At 38.0% G+C, this 24,846-nt stretch carries 18 protein-coding genes, 1 tRNA gene and 1 riboswitch; of the genes, 15 read left to right on the forward strand and 4 right to left on the reverse strand.

All coding sequences use genetic code 11. From position 1 onward, the window contains the following. Window positions 1-6: 6 nt before the first annotated feature. Window positions 7-180, reverse strand: coding sequence for a hypothetical protein (locus tag KCX82_RS06310; RefSeq protein ID WP_227017600.1), 174 nt, complete (start codon window positions 178-180; stop codon window positions 7-9). Window positions 181-410: 230 nt separating this feature from the next. On the opposite strand from KCX82_RS06310, the gene KCX82_RS06315 reads away from it, so the two are divergent. The 4 genes from KCX82_RS06315 (at window position 411) to KCX82_RS06330 (ending at window position 4,940) form a co-directional block, all read left to right on the forward strand. Then, window positions 411-1,817, forward strand: a complete 1,407-nt coding sequence (locus tag KCX82_RS06315) for an alanine/glycine:cation symporter family protein (protein ID WP_227017601.1) — start codon at window positions 411-413, stop codon at window positions 1,815-1,817. 70 nt (window positions 1,818-1,887) lie between these two features. Continuing rightward, a riboswitch (glycine riboswitch) is annotated at window positions 1,888-1,992 on the forward strand. Between the two features lie 129 nt (window positions 1,993-2,121). Continuing rightward, window positions 2,122-3,066 (forward strand): thioredoxin-disulfide reductase, encoded by a 945-nt coding sequence (gene trxB, locus KCX82_RS06320; RefSeq protein WP_227017602.1) that lies wholly within the window; start codon window positions 2,122-2,124, stop codon window positions 3,064-3,066. A 26-nt stretch (window positions 3,067-3,092) separates the two neighbouring features. Next, on the forward strand, window positions 3,093-3,389 hold the full coding sequence (locus tag KCX82_RS06325; RefSeq protein ID WP_227017603.1) for a LysR family transcriptional regulator: 297 nt from the start codon (window positions 3,093-3,095) through the stop codon (window positions 3,387-3,389). Between the two features lie 171 nt (window positions 3,390-3,560). Continuing rightward, window positions 3,561-4,940, forward strand: a complete 1,380-nt coding sequence (locus tag KCX82_RS06330; protein ID WP_227017604.1) for an NAD(P)/FAD-dependent oxidoreductase — start codon at window positions 3,561-3,563, stop codon at window positions 4,938-4,940. A gap of 120 nt (window positions 4,941-5,060) precedes the next feature. On the opposite strand, the gene KCX82_RS06335 is transcribed toward KCX82_RS06330, so the two are convergent. Next, window positions 5,061-5,651 (reverse strand): flavodoxin family protein, encoded by a 591-nt coding sequence (locus KCX82_RS06335; protein WP_227017605.1) that lies wholly within the window; start codon window positions 5,649-5,651, stop codon window positions 5,061-5,063. Window positions 5,652-5,846: 195 nt separating this feature from the next. On the opposite strand from KCX82_RS06335, the gene KCX82_RS06340 reads away from it, so the two are divergent. Further along, window positions 5,847-6,278, forward strand: a complete 432-nt coding sequence (locus KCX82_RS06340; RefSeq protein WP_227017606.1) for a hypothetical protein — start codon at window positions 5,847-5,849, stop codon at window positions 6,276-6,278. Window positions 6,279-6,297: 19 nt separating this feature from the next. Here KCX82_RS06340 and KCX82_RS06345 read toward each other — a convergent pair whose 3' ends face one another. Continuing rightward, window positions 6,298-8,049 (reverse strand): sensor histidine kinase, encoded by a 1,752-nt coding sequence (locus tag KCX82_RS06345; RefSeq protein WP_227017607.1) that lies wholly within the window; start codon window positions 8,047-8,049, stop codon window positions 6,298-6,300. A gap of 315 nt (window positions 8,050-8,364) precedes the next feature. Here KCX82_RS06345 and KCX82_RS06350 point away from each other — a divergent pair, with 315 nt between their 5' ends. Together KCX82_RS06350 and KCX82_RS06355 are read left to right on the forward strand one after the other, a co-directional pair. Then, the gene (locus KCX82_RS06350) at window positions 8,365-8,937 is read left to right on the forward strand and encodes a hypothetical protein (RefSeq protein WP_227017608.1); all 573 of its coding nucleotides are present in this window, start codon (window positions 8,365-8,367) and stop codon (window positions 8,935-8,937) included. A gap of 98 nt (window positions 8,938-9,035) precedes the next feature. Further along, a tRNA-Leu gene (locus KCX82_RS06355) sits at window positions 9,036-9,122 on the forward strand. Window positions 9,123-9,321: 199 nt separating this feature from the next. Here KCX82_RS06355 and KCX82_RS06360 read toward each other — a convergent pair. Further along, window positions 9,322-10,458: an IS3 family transposase gene (locus tag KCX82_RS06360; RefSeq protein WP_227017609.1), complete on the reverse strand. Its 1,137-nt coding sequence runs from the start codon at window positions 10,456-10,458 to the stop codon at window positions 9,322-9,324. Window positions 10,459-10,871: 413 nt separating this feature from the next. Here KCX82_RS06360 and KCX82_RS06365 point away from each other — a divergent pair, with 413 nt between their 5' ends. The 8 genes from KCX82_RS06365 to KCX82_RS06400 all read left to right on the forward strand — a co-directional run bounded on the left by KCX82_RS06365 (window position 10,872) and on the right by KCX82_RS06400 (window position 24,060). Then, window positions 10,872-12,878: an ATP-dependent nuclease gene (locus tag KCX82_RS06365; protein ID WP_227017610.1), complete on the forward strand. Its 2,007-nt coding sequence runs from the start codon at window positions 10,872-10,874 to the stop codon at window positions 12,876-12,878. Beyond that, entirely contained in the window at window positions 12,860-14,893 is a 2,034-nt protein-coding gene (locus KCX82_RS06370; protein WP_227017611.1) for a UvrD-helicase domain-containing protein, read from the forward strand. Before KCX82_RS06365 ends, KCX82_RS06370 begins: the two co-directional genes overlap by 19 nt. 77 nt (window positions 14,894-14,970) lie before the next feature. Beyond that, window positions 14,971-16,353, forward strand: coding sequence for a Wadjet anti-phage system protein JetA family protein (locus KCX82_RS06375; RefSeq protein ID WP_227017612.1), 1,383 nt, complete (start codon window positions 14,971-14,973; stop codon window positions 16,351-16,353). Further along, on the forward strand, window positions 16,350-17,030 hold the full coding sequence (locus KCX82_RS06380; protein WP_227017613.1) for a DUF4194 domain-containing protein: 681 nt from the start codon (window positions 16,350-16,352) through the stop codon (window positions 17,028-17,030). The genes KCX82_RS06375 and KCX82_RS06380 overlap by 4 nt, the downstream gene beginning before the upstream one ends. Further along, a complete protein-coding gene (locus KCX82_RS06385) occupies window positions 17,008-20,370 on the forward strand; it encodes an ATP-binding protein (RefSeq protein WP_227017614.1) in 3,363 nt (1,120 codons plus the stop codon). Before KCX82_RS06380 ends, KCX82_RS06385 begins: the two co-directional genes overlap by 23 nt. A gap of 26 nt (window positions 20,371-20,396) precedes the next feature. Then, on the forward strand, window positions 20,397-21,584 hold the full coding sequence (locus tag KCX82_RS06390) for a Wadjet anti-phage system protein JetD domain-containing protein (protein ID WP_227017615.1): 1,188 nt from the start codon (window positions 20,397-20,399) through the stop codon (window positions 21,582-21,584). 196 nt (window positions 21,585-21,780) lie between these two features. Next, window positions 21,781-22,950: a hypothetical protein gene (locus KCX82_RS06395; RefSeq protein ID WP_227017616.1), complete on the forward strand. Its 1,170-nt coding sequence runs from the start codon at window positions 21,781-21,783 to the stop codon at window positions 22,948-22,950. Window positions 22,951-23,043: 93 nt separating this feature from the next. Then, on the forward strand, window positions 23,044-24,060 hold the full coding sequence (locus tag KCX82_RS06400) for a PDDEXK nuclease domain-containing protein (protein WP_227017617.1): 1,017 nt from the start codon (window positions 23,044-23,046) through the stop codon (window positions 24,058-24,060). Window positions 24,061-24,846: the final 786 nt, after the last annotated feature.

Below are 24,846 nucleotides of genomic sequence, written 5' to 3' on the forward strand. Positions count from 1 at the left end.
GTATTTTCATTTTACTTTCACGTTTCGGGCGTAGATGGCACCCAAAAAAACAAAAGCGCAGCTGGGAATGAAGAAATAGCCATTAAAACCGTCGATAAGCCCCGCGTATAGACCATAGGCGCCTCCGCCCAGCAGAATAATTGCTGCAGCCAAATGATTATAATTGATTTTCTTACTCATATTTCCCTCCTGATTGCTTATATTTGATAAGTACATAGTAACATGCAACTGCTGGCTTGTTCTACCTTTTTCCGTTTAAATGGATCCGGTTTTTTTATTGCATACAGTATTTTTCTATAAAAAAATAGTATTGGAATAAAAATACTAGCATTATATAGAAAAATTTTATATAATAATGAGACGGTGTTATTTAGCATAAGTATTATTATAAGGAGGAAAGAAAAGCACCTATGGAAACATTAAATAATTTTTTTACCTGGCTTAACGGTTATCTTTGGGGACCGCCATTATTGATCTTATTGTTTGGTACGCATTTATTTATGACTGTTAGAACAGGTTTTATTCAAAAGAAAATTGGTCTGGCCATTCGCCTGTCCATTACGAAAGATGCAGACGGCAAAGGAGACGTTTCTCAGTTTGGCGCCTTGACAACCGCTTTGGCTTCTACCATCGGTACCGGTAATATCGTTGGTGTAGGTACTGCCATTGCTTTGGGAGGCCCCGGAGCCGTTCTTTGGATGTGGCTCACCGGTGTTTTCGGTATCGCAACCAAGTATGCCGAATCTTTGGTGGCTGTAAAATACAGAGTGCAAACTTCTGACGGAACCATGCTGGGAGGCGCCATGTACGCCCTGGAAAGAGGACTGAAAATGAAATGGCTTGGCGTATTGTTTGCCTTGTTTGCAGCCCTTACTGCCTTTGGAATCGGAGCCACCGTTCAGGCCAACGCAGTTTCTAAAGTAGTTTTAAAAAATTTCGACATTCCACTATGGGTTTCCGGAGCCATTATGGCGGTTCTGGTAGCGGTAGTTATTCTAGGCGGCGTAAAGTCCATTACGAAAACCTGTGAAAAACTGGTTCCCTTTATGGCAGTCTTTTATGTCATTGGATGTATCATTATTCTGGTTATGAACAGAAATTATATTTGGGATGCTGTAGTATTGATTTGTACAGCTGCATTTACTCCAAGTGCTGCAGGAGGCGGATTTATCGGAGCCTCCATCATGATGGCGGCGAGATTTGGAGTGGCAAGAGGCCTTTTCTCCAATGAATCCGGAATGGGATCCGCTCCTATCGTTGCTGCGGCAGCACAGACCAGAAACCCTGTAAGACAGGCGCTGGTATCGGCTACAGGAACATTCTGGGATACCGTAGTCATTTGTGCCATGACAGGTCTTGTTCTGGTGAGCACAGTGATTTCAAACCCTGCGGTAAGTGCTGACGGAGCCGGCGGTGCTGCTGACGGAGCCTTGCTTACCAGCCATGCCTTTAATCAAATTCCGGTGATTGGTCCAATCGTACTGACCTTTGGCTTGATTACCTTTGCTTTTTCCACCATATTGGGCTGGTCCTATTATGGAGAAAGAGGAGCGGAATATCTCTTCGGAAAAGCGGCTATCATTCCTTACAAAGCCATCTATGTCATTATCACTTTTATCGGAGCTGTTATGAGCTTATCTACAGTTTGGAACATTGCCGATGCACTGAATATGCTGATGGCGATTCCGAATTTGATCTGTATTCTATTGTTGAGCGGAGTTATCGCAAAAGATACAAAGTATTATCTAACTGGCAATAATATTGATAAGATCGATGATACCCCGATACCTTTTATTCAGAACAAGAATAAAAAATAGTTGAATCTATCAATAAATTACTGATATAATTTAAAAAATGCGTTATAATAGAAAATATTAATAGAACTGGTTGATGTCTGCGGGAGAGATTGCATCGTGCAACACCGAAGGAATAAGCATGTATTAGGCCATAATTCATGTGATGATCTCAGGTAAAGGGGACCGTAGGCGGACAGAACTCTGGAAAGCGTAAGCACCGAAGGGGCAACTCCCAATGGGAAGAATCTCTCAGGTTAATAACAGAGCAGAAGGCGTTTGCTTTCTGTTCTTTTTATTTTTGTCGAAAGGTTGATTGGAGGAAGAGATGAAAGTTTATGATTTGATTATTATCGGAGCAGGCCCTGCCGGATTATCTGCAGGTATCTATGCCGGCAGAGCCATGCTGGATACTGTGATTCTGGAAAAGGGTCAGGATGGAGGTCAAATCCTCCAAACTGCAGAGATTGATAATTACCCGGGTTCCGGTCCGGAAGAAAGCGGCGCGACACTGATAGACCGTATGGCGGCTCAGGTAAAGAAGTTCGGGGTAGAAAAGATTTATGATGACGTGACGGCGGTTTCTTTAGACGGAGATATTAAGGAAATTATCTGTCAGCGGGAAACCTACCGGGCAAAGACCGTAATTATTGCCGGAGGGGCATCAGCGAAACCCATCGGCTGTATCGGCGAGGACAAATTTATCGGGAGAGGTATTTCCCACTGCGCAACCTGCGACGGACCGTTCTTCAGAAATCTGGAAGTATTTGTAATCGGCGGCGGAGATGCGGCACTTGAAGAAGCTATGTTTCTGACCAAATTTGCGAAGAAAGTTACCGTGGTTCATAGAAGACGAATTTTAAGAGCAGCCAAATCCGTTCAGGAGAAAACTTTTAAAAATGATAAAATCAGCTTCCTTTATCATACCGTAGTGAAAGAAATTAAGGGAGAGGATCTTATTGAATCCATGATCCTTGAAAATGTAAAAGATGGAAGCATTACGGAAATCAAGGCAGACCCCAATGACGGAACCTTTGGCGTTTTCGTCTTTATCGGATATGATCCAAGTACACAGCTCTATCAGGGAAAGCTTACCCTGAATGAAAAAGGCTACATTATTACGGATGAAAATATGAAGACAAACCTGTCGGGTGTCTATGCTGCCGGTGATATCAGGGAGAAGAGTCTAAGACAGGTGGTCACCGCAGCCGCTGACGGAGCTATAGCCGCAGTCCAGGCAGGCAAATATATTGAAGAATTAGAGAGTAAGTAAGGATATCGAAGAAAGGGGACGATATTATGGATTTTAAACAAATAGAAGCTTTTGTTACCGTGGTGGATTATAAAAGTTTTTCAAAAGCAGCAGACGCCTGCTTTCTGACACAGCCTACCATCAGCGCAAGAATCTCAACGCTGGAAAAGGAGCTGGGGGTAAGGCTCATAGACAGAAATGGCAGGGAAGCATTCCTTACCGATTATGGCAAAGTATTTTATAAATATGCTGCTGAAATGCTGGATACGAGGGACAGAGCCACAGGTTCCATACAGGATCTTTCAAAGGAGATCAAAGGAATGGTGGATATACAAATCGCCTGACGGGACAGAAGCTAGTTATAAAACAGAAATTTACTGTTTTATGACTAGCTTTTTCTAACTGACTACCGGTAAAAAAATGATTGTCAGTCTTGTCCTTACCGCATATAATATCTCTGTGAGCTTTTTGCTTCACAGTTTGGGCGAACTAAGATTAGAAAGTGGAGTATGAAAATGAAAAAATACGATATTATCATTGTTGGGGCCGGAGCCAGCGGCGTATTTATGTCCTACGAGCTGACGAAGATTCCAAACAATGCAAAAGTTCTAATGATAGACAAAGGGGCTGGGCTTGAAAAAAGGATATGCCCTATTAAAAGCGGAAAGGTTACAAACTGTATTCGCTGCGTGCCATGTCACATTATGAATGGTTACGGCGGTGCCGGAACGCTTTCCGACGGTAAATACAATATCACAACGCAATTTGGCGGTGATCTTCACAACTATGTAGGTACGGAAGAAGCATTGGACTTAATGGAGTATGTAGACCAGGTATTATGCAGCATGGGAGGGGAAGATGCAAAGCTTTACTCTACAGGCAATTCCGACCTGAAAACCCTTGCCTTAAGAAATAATCTTCATCTTCTTGATGCGAAGGTACGTCATCTGGGTACAGACAGAAATGTAAAGATTCTGGAGAGAATCTTTGATTATACAAAAAATAGAATCGAGACACAATTCAATACCTTGGTAGTAGATGTAGAAAAGCTGGACGAAGGCTTCCGCATTATTACGGATAAAGGGGAAGAGTTTGAGTGCAGGGATCTGGTTTTGGCTACCGGCCGTTCCGGTTCCAAATGGATTTCAGATATCTGTGATAAATTCCACATAGACCTGAAAAAAAACCGGGTTGATATCGGCGTAAGAGTAGAACTTCCGGCTGAGATTTTTAAACATATTACCGATGATGTATACGAAAGTAAAATTGTTTATAAAACAAATAAATATAACGATATGGTAAGAACTTTCTGCATGAACCCTTATGGAGAGGTCGTTGCGGAAAACACCAACGGGATCGTTACGGTAAACGGCCATAGTTATGCCGACCCAAGCCTGAGAACGGAAAACACGAATTTTGCCTTGCTGGTTTCCAACCAGTTTACGGAACCTTTTAAAGACAGCAACGAGTATGGTGAATCCATTGCCAGACTGAGCAACATGCTTGGCGGCGGCGTACTTCTGCAGCGGTTCGGCGACCTGGTAAAGGGAAGAAGAAGCAGTGCAAGAAGAATGGAGAAGTGTTTTACCAGACCGACACTGAAGGCTGTTCCGGGAGATCTGAGTCTGGTGATTCCAAAAAGGCAGCTGGATAATATTATCGAGATGATCTATGCCCTGGATAAAATTGCTCCCGGTACCGCAAATGAGGATACGCTCTTATACGGTGTAGAAGTTAAATTCTATAACTCAAAGGTGCAGGTAGACCAGAATCTTGAGACCAAGGTGAAAGGCTTATATGCACTGGGAGACGGTTCCGGCGTGACACACTCTCTGTCTCAGGCATCTGCCAGCGGAGTATTGGCAGCACGCACGCTGATAGAAAAGTACAAATAACCGGATAGGAATATTCCCCGGAATGCTTACCGGACTATCCCAAGCAAATTTGCATATGAAAATACCATGGATGCTTGAAGTGCACCCCAAATGTTAGACGCATTTGGAGGTGCATTTTTTTTACTTGGCTGAAAAGAGGTCAGCGAGATGGCCTGCAAACAGCTTGGTTTGTTCAATTTTCTGATCATTTATAAATGGGGTATGGTAGCCTTCATCCCGTATTGCCAGCATACCGATATAATTCAAATTAGAATGTTTGCAATACCTGATGATCCCTTGCTCAAACAAGTCGGCGCCTTTTTCTACTCTGTATCCGCAGGTTGAAATAATGGCACATTTTTTATTCTCCCACAGGCATTCTTTCTTTTCAATATTCCCGTAGTATTTATTCATTCCGTAAACTAAACGGTCAAGCACAGCTTTCATCGGCGGTGTGCAGTACCAGGAATAAATCGGGGTTGCAAGAATGAAGATATCTGCTTCTATTATTGAATGAAATATAAATTGCATATCATCCTTCTGAGGACAACCGAAAGAGCCCGAAACATCCTGGCATTTTCTGCAGGCGACGCATGGATGGATCGTTTTCGTATATAAATTGATGATATTTATTTCAGCATCGTGCTTTTTCAGCTCGTTTGCAAACGGCTCCACCAATGAAGCCGTGTTGCCGTTCAGTCTTGGACTTCCCATCAGGATACAAACCTTCATACAGACCTCCTGTAATATATTTATATTTCTAGACTTTACACCGTTAATTGTAAGGGTTTTGCAGGAAAGAATCAATAATTTCTTTCTTATGATGCTGGACGAACCCAGCATCCAGGTGTTAAAATATGATCAGTGACAGGTACATACAACCTCTTTGTAATAAGAAATATTTCATGTAAGGAGATCACTCAATCGATGAAACGAGGCATTATCATTCTGCTTTTAATTCTTGTTGCTGTTGTCATTACTTTCTATCCAAGAAGTTTTCATCAGGTAATGGGAATAAAAGAGGATTCATCTATACAGGCTTCTGCAATTGAGCAAAAGGAATTTAGAATCAGTCCAGGTACAACAGTTACAATTGAAGATGGGGAGAATTCAAAAAAAATATTGGATTTTTTTAAGTCTTATCAATACAGGAGGGCTTACATCAGCTATAAGGAGCTGGATGGTATTCCGGAAAGTTTTTCTGTTACTTTTGCCGATGATGACGGAGATGGACTCAGGATTGTTACGGCCGGTGACGAGTATGCCACATTCTTTCATAACGGGAGCAGTGAAACCGTGAAGGTCTTTGGCGACAAGTTTGATTTATCGATATTAAGAAAATTATCGGCTCAGGATTAGAATTTGAAATGATTCTGTTTTATTTATCATAGTAAATATCGCTGAATTCAATGGATACGGCTTGATCGATACGATTATTATCACCTTGAGCGGTCTGATGGTTTTGCTGAACTTTATCATGGTCAAGAATTTTTATGATAGGAAGAAAAACAGTAAAAGTACTGCCGGTCCCTTCTTTACTTTCTAAAATAAGCTCACCTTCCAATACCTCCACGATCTGTTTCACCAGATGCAAGCCTAAGCCTGTTCCTTCCGCTTTTCGGGATAAGCTGCTGTCTACTTGCCCAAACCGTTCAAAAATAACCTGCTGCATATCTTTTGGGATTCCGATTCCTGCATCCCTAACGCTTACACAGATCATGTTTTTCTTGTTTCTCTTTTTAACGGCCAGGATTACTGTTATTTTTTTACCTTTCGGTGTAAATTTCAATGCATTGGATAAGAGATTCAGTAAAATCCGTTCGTACTTTTCTTCATCAAGCAGCACCAGCTTTTCAGGTATCTTCGAACAAAATCTCAGATCAACCTTCTTTTGTCTTGAAAATAACTCAACAGACTTTACGATTTGCCGTGTCACATAGACGATGTCAACTATGCTGTAATTCAGCTTTGTAAGACCCGAGCTGATGCGAATGTTATCGAGTAAATTGTTTACTAACCGCAGCTGACGATTGGTATTCTGCTTTATCGTGTTGAGATATTTTGCAATTTTTTCGGATACTTCGTCACTGTATAATAAATCAATTGCCTGCAGCGCACTGTTGATGACGGCCATGGGTGTCCGAAACTCATGGGTGATAAGGTACAGAAATTCATCCTTTAATTTCATAGAGGATTCCAGGGCTTCGTTTTTCTCTTTTTCAATTTTTAGTAATTGATCCTGCTGTTCTGCATATTTTTCGTAGATTTGGATATTTTCCGTGATATCTCTCAAGCTTAATACGCCCTTCTCGAAATTTCCATCCTGATCGAGTATGGGGGTACCGCTGGCATGAATATATTTGATTTTGCCTCCCTCATCTAAACGGAATACTTTGTTCTTAAACGCTTCTTTGCGCTTGATACAAGATAAAGGATATTCTTCCAGGGGCAGGGGTCTTTTTTCTGCATCTAAAAATTTATAGTTTTGATCCCTGGCACCTGCTTCGACACCATGGGGAAACAGGTGCCTCCTGGCTTCGTTATTTACGATAACCTGATCATTTTGATCAAATAAACAAATTGCATCGGAAATATTCTCGAATATTGCTTCCAGCTGTTTTTTCTGCTCCTTGATCAAATTATCATTTTCAATTGCCTCTGTGATATCCCGGGCACATATCACGGCCATTAATACCTGATGGTTTTCGTCATATACAGGGTTTCCGCTCATACTGTAATAAAGTGTTTTATCCGGTCTTACCGCTTTGATTCTTTCATTCTTGATGACTTCACCCTTCAGGACTCTGGAGCCGATCATTTCATCGACAGTCAGCTGCTTCTCCTGCATATTATAGTATTTAGTATGTACAAAACCATCTCCGTTAAATTTTATCGTTTCCGGCCTATAAAAGAAGTCCTTGCCCGCCTGGTTTAAAAAATAGAATTTATTATATTTGGATAGTATAATCAGGCCGTCTGATATACTTGCCACAATCCTTTTTAATCCTTGAATCTGCTGGTTAATTGCCTGAACATCTTTTAGTTTCTGTCTGATGACCGGATCTGCCGTATTCCCGATTTTGTCTGCACTAGTTTTGTTTTTTATTACATTGAAATCTGAATTCTTCAATTTATGTCACCTCTGATAAATATCTGCTAAATTTCTAGTTCCTTATAAACAAAAAAAGGAGTTTCAAAAAACTCCCCCTGATTTTATATCTACCGCCTATAAAAATAGCTTACCTCTGCTGGCTATAATTGTCAATTATGATCTTATGAAATGTGATGAACTTATGAAAATGATCTTATGAAAGAACTGTTGAAATCTTATGAAAGAGCTGATAACAATATACCATGGCGGAGCTGTGAAACCACGGCTTAAAGCGGTTAACAAATATGTAAAGAAACACATATTATAAATAATAAAACATGAAGGAGCATCAAGATGAGCGGTAAATGCCAGGAAATAAGCGAATATCTCACTTATGGACAAATGAATTTAATCAATGATTTCAGATATAACGTGCTTCAGTTAGCCATGTGGACGCGGGCCTATATAAACGCAGTGGCTTCCGGCTTTGGTAGTGTCGAGGGCAACACAAAAAAATTGCATACGGTACCGGTACTTTTCTATAATTCTTTGAGGCCTTATATGGGGGACATCATTGCAGAAGAATTTCAAAACCTGATGTTTCAAAATATTTTACTGTTTACGAAAATAGTGGATGCATTAAACAGCGGTGACAACGAGGCAGTAGACAGGAATCTTTCCGAACTGTATCAAAAAGTAGAAGAGATGGCCAATTTCTTAGCCGAAAGGAACTTATACTGGGACAGAGAACAATGGAGCTATTTAATTTCCCGTTACATAGGAATGTTGATCGATGAGGCTGTTGCAATATTTTCCGGAGATTACGAAAGAGGAATCGATATTTATGACAGATTACAATACCACGCTTTAGTTATGGCAGATTACATGTCAAGAGGCGTTATTTCAAGCATCAATGCAAGAGGGTAAGGCATCAGCTTTACCTTTTTTTTCAAAAGCAAATCTTATGCTTGACAAACTGTCCATATAATTGTACTATATTTATTGTGCCGCACATGGTGTAATATGCAGGCATGGCGGAATTGGCAGACGCGCACGGTTCAGGTCCGTGTGAAGGTTCCTTCATGGAGGTTCGAGTCCTCTTGCCTGCACCATATTGAACGACGGTATGAGTTCTGAACATTTTTTTCGAAATGTCCAGAATCATACTGTTTTTTATATGCTCAGACCCTGGATTTATGAGGGATTGAGCATTTCATATGTATTGAGTCGTTTGGTTTCTCTTTAGCGAAACAGTAAAATTTCGGCGAATAAAAACCAAAAAACACGACTTTTGAACACACATGTCCAATTTTATTGCTTGCTCTTCTTGTCGTAAAACAAGCGTTCATGCGTGTTTGGGGTTTTATAGTTTAAAGTTATATGCGGACGTTCGTTATTATAAAAGTCGATATACCTCTCAACTCGCTCTTTAAATTCACTTAATGAATGATAGTTGGTTCGATAAAGTTCTTCCTTTTTCATCGTTGCAAAAAACGACTCCATGACCGCGTTATGATGCGGCCTGCCCGATGGCGAAAAGGATTGCTTTACATTGCAGCTTTTGAGCAGGTTCTGAAATGCATGCGACGTATATTGCACACCACGATCACTGTGAAAAATCAATCCGGATTCAGGCTTGCGAGAAGAGTAAGCCTGTTTAAAGGTAGCTGTGATGAGCTGTGAACTGTGCTTCTGTGAAATCTTATAGGCAACGACCTTTCTTGCATAAAGATCTATAATGGCACAGATGTATTGAAATTTTGACCCGAGTTTAAAGTACGTTACATCGCTTACCCAGACTTGATTGGGTGCTTGAACAGAAAACTGCATTTTTAGAGAATCCTTCTTCTTTTCATGGTTGAACTGCAAATAATCCTTTTTTGCGCTAGTTCGAATACTATGCAGATTCATCTCCTGCATTAATTCGGCGACCATTTTGTCGCTTGTTGCTATGCCTCGTTCTGCCAATACTGCCTTGATTTTTTTCGCTCCGTAGATTTGGTTGCTCTCTTCATATACCTGTCTGATCAGTTCGCTTAACCGATTTCTGCGGAATTGGTAACTGCTATTGTCTTTTTTGCTCCGAAGGATATGATTATAAAAAGTACCTCTGTCCACATTCAGAGCTTCACAGAGCACATAAACGCTGTATTGACCATGAAGCAGAGCCAGTTCATGCAGTCTTTCTTTCAGTGGAGAGGATACGGCACAGTTTACTTTCTGCAACACCTCTAGCTTTTGTTCAAGCTTCGTTATATGCTGCTTCATTTTGATAAACTCATTTGCGCTTACAGCATATCCAGCATCGGTATATGTTACTTTGTATGGTTTAATCCAGGCATAGAACGTGCTTCTGGCAATGCTTGCCCCCATACAAATATCCGCTGCCGATTCGCCATTGTGATATCTTTGGACCAACTGATACTTTTCTTCTTTACTTAGTTTCATGATTTCAATTCCTCCTTCGTTATTTGGAAAAAATATAGATATGACTAAAATTGTATAGACAGGAAGTGAAATCATCAAATGCAGCCGAGACCAGACCAATAAGGTGGAATTAAACACAGATGCATAAAAGGGGTTGTTAACTACTTTCTATGTGATACTGTTAAAAACTATATTTTATTGAAGGTTTCGATAATATTTGGTATAATTAGACAACGGGAGGCCAAAGTGCCTTTCCTCTTGAAGCATAATTTCGACACTTATAAACCGTACAGGGATATTCCTGCACGGTTTTTAGGGGGTTGTGTTATAGAAAAATTAAGTTAAGAGTTGATTCTGGTGTTAAAAAGACATCTATAGACTGTAAAAACATTAATAATTCAACTGCAGTTATATGAGTAAAAGGGGGAAAAGTTATGTATGTTAATAAGATTCACATTCGAAACTTTAGAATCTTATCTCAATCCACACTTGATTTTAAAGATAAGCTATGTCTAATGATTGGGCGAAACAATAGTGGAAAGACATCCTTTTTCGTATTGTTTGAGAAATTCATAAATGGTCTGTCTTTTGATTTTAACGATTTTTCTCTGTGCAAAAGACAACTGCTATTAGCTTTAGATGAAAGCTCGGTTGTAACCGAATTTTCTATACAACTTATATTAAATATTAAGTATGAGGAATCTGATGATCTTTGTCATTTATCAGAGTTTATCATGGATCTGGATCCAGCACGCCAGGATGTTAATCTACTTTTTGAGTGTTGCGTAAAGAAGGAAAAATTACTAGAGTCTATTAGTCTTGCAAATGATATGTCGAAAGAAAAATTCATTAAAAAATATCTCAGTGATTATTTGGAAAAATGTGTTTATACCTTTGACAGTTTGGATGATCTTAAGCCGCAAAATAGGCATCGATTAATAAAAAAAGAATTGAAAGATGTAAAAAAGCTAATTGATTTCGAAATAATACATGCCAAAAGAAGCGTGTCTAGTTCCGAAGAAAAAACGGGCGCGAAAGTCCTTTCTGCTTTAGCAACTAGCTTTTTTAACAATAAAAATGTTAACTCTCCAGACAAATTTGAAGCTATAAACAAATTAATCGAGGATATGGATTCAAAACTAGGAGTAAATTATGAGGTGTTCTTTAATGATTTTCTTCGTAATGCAAAAGATTTTTTGGGGTTAGATGGTCTTAAGATTGTATCCAACCTTAAGGCACATGAAATAATTAATGATTCTTCCGAAGTTATATATGGTAGTGATGTGAATCAACTTCCTGAATATCTCAATGGCTTAGGTCATATGAACATACTGTATTTACTTTTAAATATGGAAATCAAAAAAAGCACTTTCATAGCTAACAACAAGGACATAAAATTGCTTTTCATCGAAGAACCTGAAGCTCATACACATCCCCAGCTTCAATATATATTTGCTCGTAAAGTTAGTGAAATTGTAGATGAATTGCCGGGTGTACAGACAATTATTACAACACATTCCCCACATATCGTAGCTAATCATCCTTTTGAAAATATTCGGTACATGCTGATTGGGAAGGACTCCTGTGGATATACAAATATTGAAATCAAAAATTTCTATAAAGATTTAAGGATTAAGTACCAGAATGAAATGAATGAGTTTCAGTTTCTTAAGCAGTATCTCACGATAGAATCAGCGGAACTTTTCTTTGCAGATAAGGCAATATTTATTGAAGGCGTATCAGAAAATATGCTTATGCCTTATTTTGTATCAAAATATGATACTCAGAAAACCGATGACGAAAAAAAGTTCATTAAAGAACATACTGAAGAAAAAAGTACGTATATTCCACTTGCTTCGCAAAATGTCTCATTTCTTCAGGTAGGTGCTAATGCAAAGGCATTTAGACATTTTCTCGAGTTTCTTCAGATCCCAACAGTTATCATTACCGATATAGATACTACAAAATCGACTGTAACAAAGTCAGGAGCAATTCGATATACGGCATGCTCTGTTGAAGATTCGCCTGACAATACTAGCAATGAAACAATTAAGTATTATCTTGATGCACCTGATATAAATGACAAAAATGAATTTAAAACATGGCTGCAAAAATTAATCGATCACAACCTACCTTGCTCAAATCAATATATCAGTGTAGCTTATCAGCAATCAGAAAACAATTATCACCCCAGAAGTTTTGAAGATTCTTTTATAAATGTGAATCTAGATCAGATTAAAAAAGAGTGTGTAAATATCAGCGGGCTTAAAAATATAGACGAAATTGAAAGCTATTCTGATATTTATGATTTAACCCAAAATATTATCGATAAAAAATCAGATTTTGCTTCGTCAATACTATTCATGGCGCATGTTAATAATAAGGGGTGGATAGTGCCTTCTTACATTTGGGAGGGATTCGAATGGCTACAAAAACGATAAATCCATTAGAACTATGTCAGGATTGTATTGACAAACAAATAAGTTTTGTGTTGCAAGGTGGCGCTGGCAGCGGTAAAACTGAATCGCTCAAAGATTTGCTCTTATATTTATCCATCAAAAATCCATCTGCGCGTGTAGTATGCATAACTCATACAAATAATGCCGTTCAAGAAATTCAAGAGAGAATTGGCGACAGATACCCTGTTAGTACAATCCACGCTTTTTTGCATGGTCTTATAAAAGATTACAAGAAGAATATTAAATGTGTCATTCCAGCGCTATATATGGTCTCTAAAATGGAGAGATTAGAGTTGGGTGACGATAACAATGAAAAAGAGTATAAAAAAGCTGAATATGAGCGCTATAAGAAAATTTATAACAAATTTGCAGATAAGTTGTATTCGGTAAAGAAGGAGACTTGCGGAAAGGTTATAGGTAAAAAAGAGTATGATAACGACTCATCTTTTTACAATAATACTTTAAACGACCAAATTGATAGTTTAAATGAATACATTAAAAGCATTATCGAAGCAAGTGATCAAGCAAAAATTCATTATAACGAAACTAAATTTGATAGTTTAGGAGACTTTACATACGGTCATGATGGGTTGCTTATCATTGCACATTTATTATTAAAATCTTACCCCGTTTTAGGCAGAATTATTAAAGATAAATACGATTATATATTCATTGACGAGTATCAAGATACAAAACTGGAAGTAATTCAAGATTTGCTAGCACTTACCAAACAAAAAGATGGAGATAAAAAAAACTTAGCGCTGTGCTTATTTGGTGATTCAATGCAGGCCATCTATAGTGATGGAATCGGGAGTGTTAACAAATATACTGATGCTGGCGATCTGGTATTAATCCCTAAAGCGGATAACTATAGATGCTCATATGAAATTATTAACCTTATCAACAACTTGCGTCTGGATGACATTAAACAAGAGGTTGCATTTGCAAAACTGCCCACAGGCGAATATCAAACGGAAATGGATAGGCACGGTAATGTTAGAATTCTTTATTCTATTTGTGATCAACGCCCCAGCGGCTTTAGTTCACTGGAAGACAAGGAAAAGCATTTATTACGGGTTAATAAATTAATCAATGAAGCGAAGAAAGATTGTGAAAATGCTAAAATACTGATGTTAACAAATAAAGCTATTGCAGAAAAAGAAGGATTTAAGTATCTCTACAAAGTATTTGATGATAGGTATGTTGAAGTCAGCGATAGAATGGATAATTACTTAAAACGCATCCATATATCGGATATTTGTGAAATCTGTAATTACTATGAAAAGAAAAACTATAATCCAATAATCAAAACCATCCGATCGGGTGGCTATGTTATTCATTCACTTCAAGATAAGGCTAAGCTTCAAGATATCATTGGGAAACTCTTAACTGACAAAACCCTATCAATATATGAAGCATTCCAATATGCAGTATCAAATAAACTTATCAAGCCTACAGAAGCTTGCCAGAATACTCTAAATTCAAATAAGAAATTTATTCAAGAGCTAGCCTCCAACGTCCAATATCAGAAATTTAAAAAACTTTATTTGGATGGGATGAATACCTACAATAGAATTAAGGATGCTTTCGCAGTTGCATCAGAAGAAGAATTTGATTACTATAAAAATCTCTATAAAAAGGAAATATTCATAGAGACGTTTTTCTCGCAATCTATTAAGTTTGCAGATGCACTTAATTACACTAGATATCTGAATGAAAATTCTAATTATATCACTATGCATAAAACTAAAGGTTCTAGTATTGACTCAGTTATTGTTGTTATGGAAGAATTTTATTGGAACGAATACGATTTCTCTCTTATTTATACCGATAATTCAAAACAGGAAAAATGGGAAAATTCACAGAAGTTGATATATGTTGCATGCTCTAGAGCTCGTAAAGCTCTTAGCTGTATTAGACTGCTTTTGGAAGATGAGGTTGAAGACTTCTTGAGAGTTTTCCCTGATGCTGTTGAAGTAAAACTGGAACAACCTTAATAAATAATGTGGATTATTTCTATAACCCGAAATCGGGTACCACCGTTTGGATTAAGTGAGGGAGGAGGGGATTGATTATGCAGCTAATCAGTAACGTGCCAGACAGTTTTTGGGGTTTATTCAGAACTAAGAATAGGATTTTATATATTGAGGTCTTGATGAATCTTAATGAAGAATATCAATACAACAATTATTTCATTAGTTGGGACGTATGTGTGCAAGTGATCTCAAACTTTTTTCATGTACGAATAATAAATCTGGAGGATGAAGATCAGGAATCGGATATCGACAAAACACAGCCGCCTGCCACAAGGACACTGAATTTACTTATTAAGATGGGATGGCTGAAAAAATTAGAGGATTATAGTCAGGGTATCACCAATATTGTAATTCCGGATTATTCCGCTGTAATGATCGATGCGTTCGAGCGGCTTTATAATGAGAACGACGACGAAGCAGAGGTATATATTCGCAATGTATATGCTTCAGTTTTTTCTTATATGAATGATTCTCGTGGAGATATCAGTTTTCTGAATAATGCGATGCAAAATACGAGGATATTGAATAAAAGCCTGCAAAATATGTTACATAATATGAACCGCTTTTTTTCCAATCTGTTGGATCAGGAATTTTACGGAAATTTGTTGGCAGAGCATTTGAACGTCTATGTGGAAGAAGTGGTAAAGAAAAAATATCATATTCTTAAAACATCGGATAATTTTTATCTATACAAAAACGATATCAAGTCCTGGCTAAGAGGGATCGAAGAGCGCACGTCTGAGAAAGTATTCACTTTAGATAATTCTGACGAGAACCGTTTGCTTCTGGACCGTTATACTAAGGAATTAAATCTGGTCCAAGAAATCAGCAGAGGCTTTGACGAAATAGAACGGCGGATCTTTTTTATGGATAAGGAGCATACGAAGTATGTCCGCGCAACGGTAACCCGTTTAAATTACCTTATAAACGAAGACAGGGATACAAAGGGGCTGATCATTCAATTTTTAAATTATGTCTCGTCGGAAAATTGCAGCAATGCCGCCGACACATTACGTGATGCGGCTTCTTTTGTTCATCTTACGAATATGGAAATTATGTCGAGCCGGCGCTTTTACAAGAAGAGGAAAACGAAATCGGACTTTACCGCTCAGTTGGAGCCCGATACAGAAATCCAGCAGGACCTGACAAAAGAAGAAATTCTGCGCATGAACAGGACCCACAATAAATACAGCAAAATGCAAATTGAAGAATTTATAGAGTCGGGTATAAAGGGAGATCGGTTTGAGGTAACGGACAATACCGTTCAAAGTGATATAGACTTTGAAAAATTAATTTTAGCTTACGACTATTCAATTCGGCGAAACAGCCGGTTTGAAGTGATAGAAGAAGGCCAGGAAATAGAAACGGAAAGATATCGTTACCCTAAAATAACTTTTAGGAGAAAGCAGGTAGGTGCATGATAAACGAGTACGAGGAACTGAGTTCCGAAGAGAAAGAAAAGGTCACACATGTTATCAAGACACTGCTTAGCCAGACTTATCTGTTGGAGAGGAAATATGACAAAAGACAGAAACGGATGCAGGTCAATCAAGATTTTCGGGCCTGCGATGGCGGACTGATGGAGTTTATTCGGGATTATTTCAGTATTGCGGATATACAGGTCAGACAGGATCTTTCCAATGGTGTTATTTATCTGGACGGTGGGGAGAGGGAGATCGGAGCGAGGCTGTCAGAGTATACGACCAAGTTCATCTTAATATTGAAGGTTATATTTGATGAGCAGATGTCAACTGCATCTACCAGCAGCTTTGTCATTACCGGCAGGGCAGAAGTGCAGGAAAAGATGGCAGGATTTAATCTGCTGACGCGTCAGCCTACCGGAAATGATATCAAGAGTACATTCAGATTACTGAAAAAATATCAAATAATAGAACCTCTGGATAACAGTGATGAAAGTGATCTGACTGCCAGATTCATGATATATCCTACCATAAATATGATTCTACTCGGGGAAGATATCCGAAAATTGGTTGAAACTTACTGCGTCAATGGGGAAAAAGCGCAACTGAATCAAACAGAAGAGGAACTAATGGATTCCGACGAGGAGGAAATGAATGGAACAGAATCAGAGATTTGAAGCTTTAAGCAGATTATGCCTGAATAACTGGCATTATATCGATAAAAAAGTGTTGTCATTCAATGAGATGATCAATTTCTTTGCGGGGCATTCGGGCAGCGGAAAATCTACAATTATTGACGCCTTGCAGGTTTTACTGTACGCGAATACCGACGGCAGGAGTTTTTTTAATAAAGCGGCTACGGACGATTCTGACCGCACATTGATTGAATATCTGAGGGGAATGGTCAATATAAAGGAGGATAACGAATATACGTATCTTCGCAACAGAAACTTTTCCACTACGATCGTTATGGAACTGCGGCGTACGGATACCGGTGAGAAACAATGTATCGGCACAGCGTTCGATGTGATTACGGCTAATAATGAATGCAGCAAAACGTTCTTCTGGCATAAAGGCCCTTTGCCGGACTCTTATTACAGAACTGCTGAAAGAACCATGTCCATAGATGAAGTGAAAGAATTTATCAGGAATAATTATCCGGCGGATCAGTATTATTTTGAAAGTACAAATGAGCGATTTCGAACAAAGCTCTATGATGCTTATTTAGGAGGTTTAAATCAGGAGCGATTCCCGCAGCTTTTTAAAAAGGCGATTCCGTTTAAAATGGATATGAAGCTCTCGGAGTTTGTCAAGGAATATATTTGTATCGAACAGGATACCAATATCGAAGATATGCAGGAAAGCGTAACGCAATACGGACGTATGTGCCGACAGATCAAAGATATCCAGGAAGAGGTAAAAGAGCTTTCTGCGATTCAGCATGCCTTTGATGCTTTTTTTTCTAAAGAAACAGAAACACAGAAATTGAAATACTTTGTAGACTCACTGGAGCTGATGGAAATACGTCAGCAGGAAGAAACATGCAAATTAAAGGATGAAAGTTATAATAAAGATCTTGTTGCCCAGAAACAAAGAAAAGACGGGCTTGAGAAGCAAATAAAGGAATTGAAAGATAAAGATGAAGACTTGATCGTAAAAATCTCAGCCTCAGGCTATGATACTTTACTGAACCAACTAAACACATTGAATCAGCTAATTCAAAGATTAACTGAAAGCAAAGGAAACTGGATTAAAGCTGCAGAGAGGTTAAAAGAATGGGAGGATCAGGACATAACTCCAAATCCTGTGATTTGGGCAATCGAAGATTTTAAGAATTTTCAGATAAAAAAGGAAGGAATTCCACCTTTAAAAGAAGCTTTAGAGGAAATTCGAAGAGATGTAGGAAGGCAAAAAATCGGAGCGGACAAAGAAATTGAAAAGCTGATCGGAGAGAAAAGGGAGCTTCAGGAGGAACTGAAAGAACTCAAGCAGGGGAAAACCGCTTATCCAAAAGAACTGGAAAACGCCCGCAGGCTGATTCAGGAGGGGCTTCGTCAAAAGATGGGCAGAAACATGAAGGTTGAGGTTCTGGCAGATCTAATTGAAGTGGAGGATGAAGCATGGAGAGATGCGGTTGAAGGCTATATGGCCAGTAACAAATTAATGCTTATTGTGCCGCCGGACTGTGCCAAGGCCGCCATGGAGCTTTATCGAAAGCTTGATAAAAAGGAGTACTACAGGGTTTCCGTGCTGGATACCGAAAAGGTTTCAGGACGAAGCTGGGAGGTCAAACAGGGAGCCTTATCCAGAGAAGTCAGTACCAAAATTGATTACGTACAGCCCTATATCGATTATTTGATGGGTAGAGTGATCAAATGTGACAACATAGAGGAACTTCGCAGACAGCACACGGGAATCACCCGAAATTGCGAATTATATTCCGGATTCAAATACCAGCATATCAACCCGGCTCATTATACACGGTATGCCGCTATCGGCGAAATCAGCAGAAAGCAGAGAATCAGAATCATAGAAGAGCGAATCGCAAGTCTTGACAAGACAACAGAGCCACTTAGAAAGACGAGTCAGGAGGCGGACAGAATCCTCTCTTTGGAGCACCTCCAGGGAGAGGCAGGTCTTTACGCCGGCTGGCTGAACGACATAAAGGAGATAAATAAAAAAGAAAGAGAACGGAAAGAGCTGGAAAAGCAAATCAACGATTTAAAAGAAAAGAATATCGATAACTGGAAACTGGAAAGGCTAGCAATAGACGTAGAACTAAAGGGAAAAAATAAACAAAATGACGGTCTTTTAATAGAAATTGATAAAATCAAGCAAAGAATAGATAAAAACAATGATGAACGTTTTGAAAAGGCTGAACTTCTGACTCAGAAAGAAAAAGAGTTCAACAAAATAGTTGATTGGGAAGATGAGGTGCTCCGATGTATTGGCAATAAGGATAGAAAGGTCAGCACGAACTATGGGAGCTTACGCATTAACTATCAGGACAAGCATTCAATTGCACTAAACGAAGCAGAAGAACTTATGAAAAAGCTAAGAGGAGAACGCTTTTTATACCTCCAAAAACGCCCCAATCGATCGTTTGCTTTAGAAGCCAGAGAAAATACGGAATATGAACAGCTGCTGAAAAAGCTGCAATACGATGATCTGGATGCACTATACCAAAAAGCATCCGAGCAGGCGAAAGACGCGATTGAAATGTTTAAAAATGATTTTGTATTTAAAATCAGAAGCGCCATAAAGAACGCGATGGAACAAAAGGATCAGTTGAATAAAATCATCAGCAGACTGGAATTCGGCAAAGACTGCTATAAATTTGTGATTGAAAAAAATAAAGGCGCAGACGGGCGGTTTTATCCGATGTTTATGGATGAAAACCTCGAAATCAAGCCTTCTTCCCTGAAGAACAGTCTGGAGAATCAGTTGGATATTTTCTCCATGTCTCATGAAGAGCAGTACGGAGATTTGATTGCAGAATTGATTAATATCTTCATACCTCCGGAAAACGCCACAGTCAAGGAACTGGAAGAGGCCAAGAAAAATATGGAAAAGTATGCGGACTACAGAACCTATCTTTCATTTGATATGGAACAGATCGTAAAAAATGATGATGAACAGATCAATATCAAACTAGGGAAAATGATCCGGAAAAATTCAGGAGGGGAAGGGCAAAACCCTCTGTATGTGGCTTTGCTTGCCAGCTTTGTGCAGGCCTATCGAATCGATCTGTCGCCTAAACTCCAGAGAAACCCAACGATCCGGCTGGTTATTCTTGATGAGGCTTTTTCTAAAATGGACGCGGAAAAGGTGGCAAGCTGTATAGAACTGATCCGAGACTTTGGCTTTCAGGCAATTATAAGCTCCACTAACGATAAAATTCAAAGCTATCTGGACAGCGTAGACAAAACCTTTGTCTACGCGAATCCGAGCAAAAAGCATATTTCTATCCAGGAATTTGAAAAGAAAGACTTTATGGAACTGCGTTCAGATGTTTAAACGTTTGATGAGAAAGGTGGACTTTTATGCGATTAGTGGATTTGTTAATTGAAAAAAATGATAAGAGTCCGCAGGGCCGCTTGGGTAAGCTTAGCGGAAATAAAAATTTTCAACCGCAGCAATTAGATTATGATAGAATTGGAAAATCAAACTTTTTAAGGCAGGCAGAAGAATTGGAAAAGATGGGCCTCCTGACTGTCAAATGGTATGACGGAAAAAGCGAGATTCTAAATATAAGGTACAATATGGATAGTATGCCCGTGCTGTATGAAATGACGGGAAAGGTAAGGCCACAGGAACTTCTTGCAGATTATTATAGCAGGGTTAAAAATGAACTTCCAAAGCTGCAGAAAAATTGGATTGCAGCTTATTATCAAAGCCTGCTTATCCAACTTGAGAAGGGAAATATTCCGCTGAACTTAAAAAAATCAGAATTTCTTGAATGTATGAAAGGCTTAGATTCATTAAATGAACCCACCTATAAACGAATATTCAGCGCAAAGTTTTTATCTGATTCTAAAAAATTTGAAAACCATCTACAGAAGGTTATTATAAGTATTGCTTGTAAGCATTGCCCGGATGTTGATGATGCCATGGATGATTCACAAGTGCTGGAACAGATTTTTTTGGAAGATTATGCGCAACAGTTGTATGTAAAAGGTAATCTAAGCCTTGAATTGGAGGCAAAACGTTTAGAATTATCTGATTACAAATATGGTGTTACTTTAAATAGCAAAACGCTCAAGCATGTGAAAATTCTCCCGGAACAAAGTATTAATCGTATCGTTACAATTGAAAATAAAGCAAACTTTGAATCGTCAGAAATTGAAGAAGGGACATTGTTTATCTTCACTCATGGTTTCTTTTCACCAAAAGAGAGAGATTTTTTAGTAAACCTAAGAAACGTGCTTTATAGCGAATCTGAGTTGAAAGGTAATAACAAAGCAACTACGTTTTTGCATAGTAGTGATTTGGATTATGGCGGCATAAGAATCTTTAAATATATAAGAAAAAAAGTATTCCCAGAGATTCAGCCCTTTATGATGGACAGTGAAATATATAGAAAATATCGGGATCTGGGATATGGTACACCCATAGAGTTACAGACATTAGAAAAATTAAAAAAATTGAAAGAGCCGTTACTTCAGGAGCTTATCGATTCATTAGTAGCCGAGAGATATGGAATCGAGCAGGAGTGTTTCTTAATGATATAACTCAACTGTGTATTTTATATTATTAAAAAACCTCTTGATATGTTAGATTTAGCTATCTAATTTTCTCTTTGGTTCAGAAATGTTGGAGAAATATAATATAATATTACTTACAAAAGAGAGAGGGATCATAATGCTTCCAATAACCATAGAGCTATCAAAAAATGTAATAGAGAAAATAAACAACAATGTCTATTATATGATAGATCTATTGTTAACCGACTGCGAAGCTTGGGATTATGAAACATTTTTAATAGAGATTTTTCCGCCATTTTGTGTAAGAAATAGTATTGATGTTTGCAAAAATATTGTTTTTGAACTGAAGGAGATGACTAGGGACTCATACAAGAGGGAATATTTGAAACCCATATATGGATATGCTCTTTTTATGCTGATTGAATGGTGGGTCGAGGTAACTGCGGAGATGGAAGGCGATTTGCTAGAACAGATTAGCCTAGAGGATATTGATGCTGAGACCACTTTTGTTGTTGATGATGAAGATGATTTTGACGTGTTAGACTATCTAAACGATGTAGATAATTATAAAGCTATTTTATTTGAAGACTTTGACTTTTTAGATATACCGCAATTCTTTGAGCAGTATAAGGAAAATCCTCAAGTCTGTGAAAAAATTTTTAGTATTGATCTGGATGAGTATACGGACCTAATGCCTGATGATATAAAAGAGCAGTATGAACAATTAAGACAGGAAAATGCATCAATGTTAGAAAAAGATTCATTTATTGATAATGAGACTTATATTATTAGGAGCGTTTATAATTTATTACAGCTGTATGAAAGACGTTCTCGTTTTTTTAATAAGCAATGTTCGGAGGTTGATTTTAGTGATTCCATACATGATTCTTTAAAGCAACTTTTTCTCGAAAAGGGCTTATATATTGAACGTGAAGCTAGAGCAGGATATTCCAAAGTTGGAATAGGAGAGTTGGATTTTTACCTTTATAAATATGAAAACGGGATTTACAAACCGATCGCTGTTGGTGAAAACAAAGAGTGGGGTAATTTTGAAAAGTCAATAAAACAGTTAATCGGTTATATGGATAGCAATATCTTATTTGGTTTTACAATCATCTATAATAAGTCAACTCGTATAGGCTCAATTTTAAAAAGCAGATTAAATACTCTTAAGAGTTTTAATATAAATAATGATTTTAGAATAATTGGAGACATTGAAGAAGTAGAGGGATTTAACAATGTTCTAAAAACCAAGCATGAAAATCCTGAGCATAAAGGTACTTATTTTTATCTATATCATTTCATTTATAATGCCTATAGACCTGAACGTGAACTAGCAGCAAAAGAAGCGAGAACTAGAAAGAAAAAAGCAAGTAATTCCGGCAACGCTTAACGGGCTAATACTTTATGTAAGTGTTAATGCAGATGAAGTTTGGCTTATTTTAAACAATTGTAAGCCTTGATTTAGCGAAGGAGGTTAGAAAAATTGACTCATGTATTAGAAAATGATGTTTATGAAAATATACGCCTCACGGTAACGGAAGCTCAGAAAAAAGTATATTCTACGGTTAATTTTGTAATGGTAGAAACCTATTGGAATATAGGTAAGCAGATATACGAAGCACAGGGTGAAAATGAACGTGCAGAGTATGGAGCAGGTTTATTAAAATTTTTATCTGAAAAATTAACAGAAGAATTTGGAAAAGGATATACGGTTCGCAACCTTAGTAATATGCGTGCATTTTATAGTTCCTTCTCAAATTGGAACGCACTGCGTACTAATTTGAGTTGGACGCATTATCGCTTACTTTTAAAAGTGGAAGATAGTACAGCAAGGACTTTTTATTTGGATGAATGCGCGAAATCCCATTGGAGTACAAGGCAGCTTGAGAGGCAGATCAATAGTTTTTATTACCAAAGATTATTGTCCAGTCAAGATCAAGATAGCGTAAGAAATGAAATTCAGACCTTGGAACAAGGCATCGATGCAAAGGACATTATCCGTGATCCTTATGTGCTTGAATTCTTGGGTTTGCAACAGTCTCAGAATCTTTATGAAAAGGATATCGAGCAAGGTTTAATTAACCACTTGCAAAACTTCTTATTAGAGCTAGGCAGGGGTTTTTCTTTTGTGGCGAGACAAAAACGCATTACATTCGATGGGGAACATTATTACATTGACCTTGTTTTCTATAATTATATTCTAAAGTGTTTTGTTATTATTGATTTAAAGGTTGGAAAACTTACACATCAGGATATTGGTCAGATGCAAATGTATGTAAACTATTATACGCGTGAACTTATGAATGAGGGAGACAACCCTCCAATTGGTATTATCCTGTGTGCCGATAAAAGTGATTCAGTTGTTAAATATACCTTGCCCGAAGATAATAATCAGATTTTTGCTTCTAAGTATAAATTATATATGCCGACGGAGGAAGAATTAAAACGTGAGCTAGCTAAAGAACAAGAACTATTAGAATCAGAACAGGACTTGCAATAAAATTACTAGTTTCATTAACCTTAAAAGTGAAACGCAAAGGCTATGTTACAATGAAGTATCAACAGATATCTGAGTGATAGTTCGACTCCCCCTCAAAAATGAATTGATATCATTTTTCCATGCACAATACATAAAAAATGAGATGTTCTTTCGAGCATCTCATTTTTTATTGCTTTCAGGAGGACTCGAACCGACGGAGGTGAGAGTTAAATTGCGTATTTTACGCAGCTTTAGCTGTAATGTAAAATACGACAGCGTAGCGAACAAAGTGAGCGAAGGAGCAGGCGAAGCCTGCGTTGCCTGCACCAATAGGTGTTAAAATGGAAAAATGAGAACGCTGAATATGTTATTATACTTAAAAAAATATTTGGCTTGAATTATATCTAGATAAGAGGTTATAATGTATTAAAAAGGATTGCCGCTTTTCTGACGGCGGCTAGTCCTAAACGCGATTGTTTAGAAAACCGTCCATTAGTGGCGGTTTTCTGTCATTTCTTGAGCTTAAAACTCAAAGTAATAACTCCTATCATTACTAAACAGAACTGAAAAAGTTCTGAATATGTAATCATGAGGCATCACCTCCTTTACAGGAAAGTGACTAACCGCCAGCGGCAATCCTTAAGTTAATTATAAGAGGAAGTAAAGATATGATCAATATAAATATAGGAATACATGGAAATAAATTGAAATTAAAAATTATAATTATAAGTGCCATCTATATCCACCTAAAAACTCAACTAAAAAGAGAACCTGAACAGGCGCGAACGTGGCGAAACAGTCCGCCGG

The sequence above is a fragment of the Sinanaerobacter chloroacetimidivorans genome (assembly GCF_018128545.1).
Classification (GTDB): Bacteria; Bacillota; Clostridia; order Peptostreptococcales; family Anaerovoracaceae; genus Sinanaerobacter; species Sinanaerobacter chloroacetimidivorans.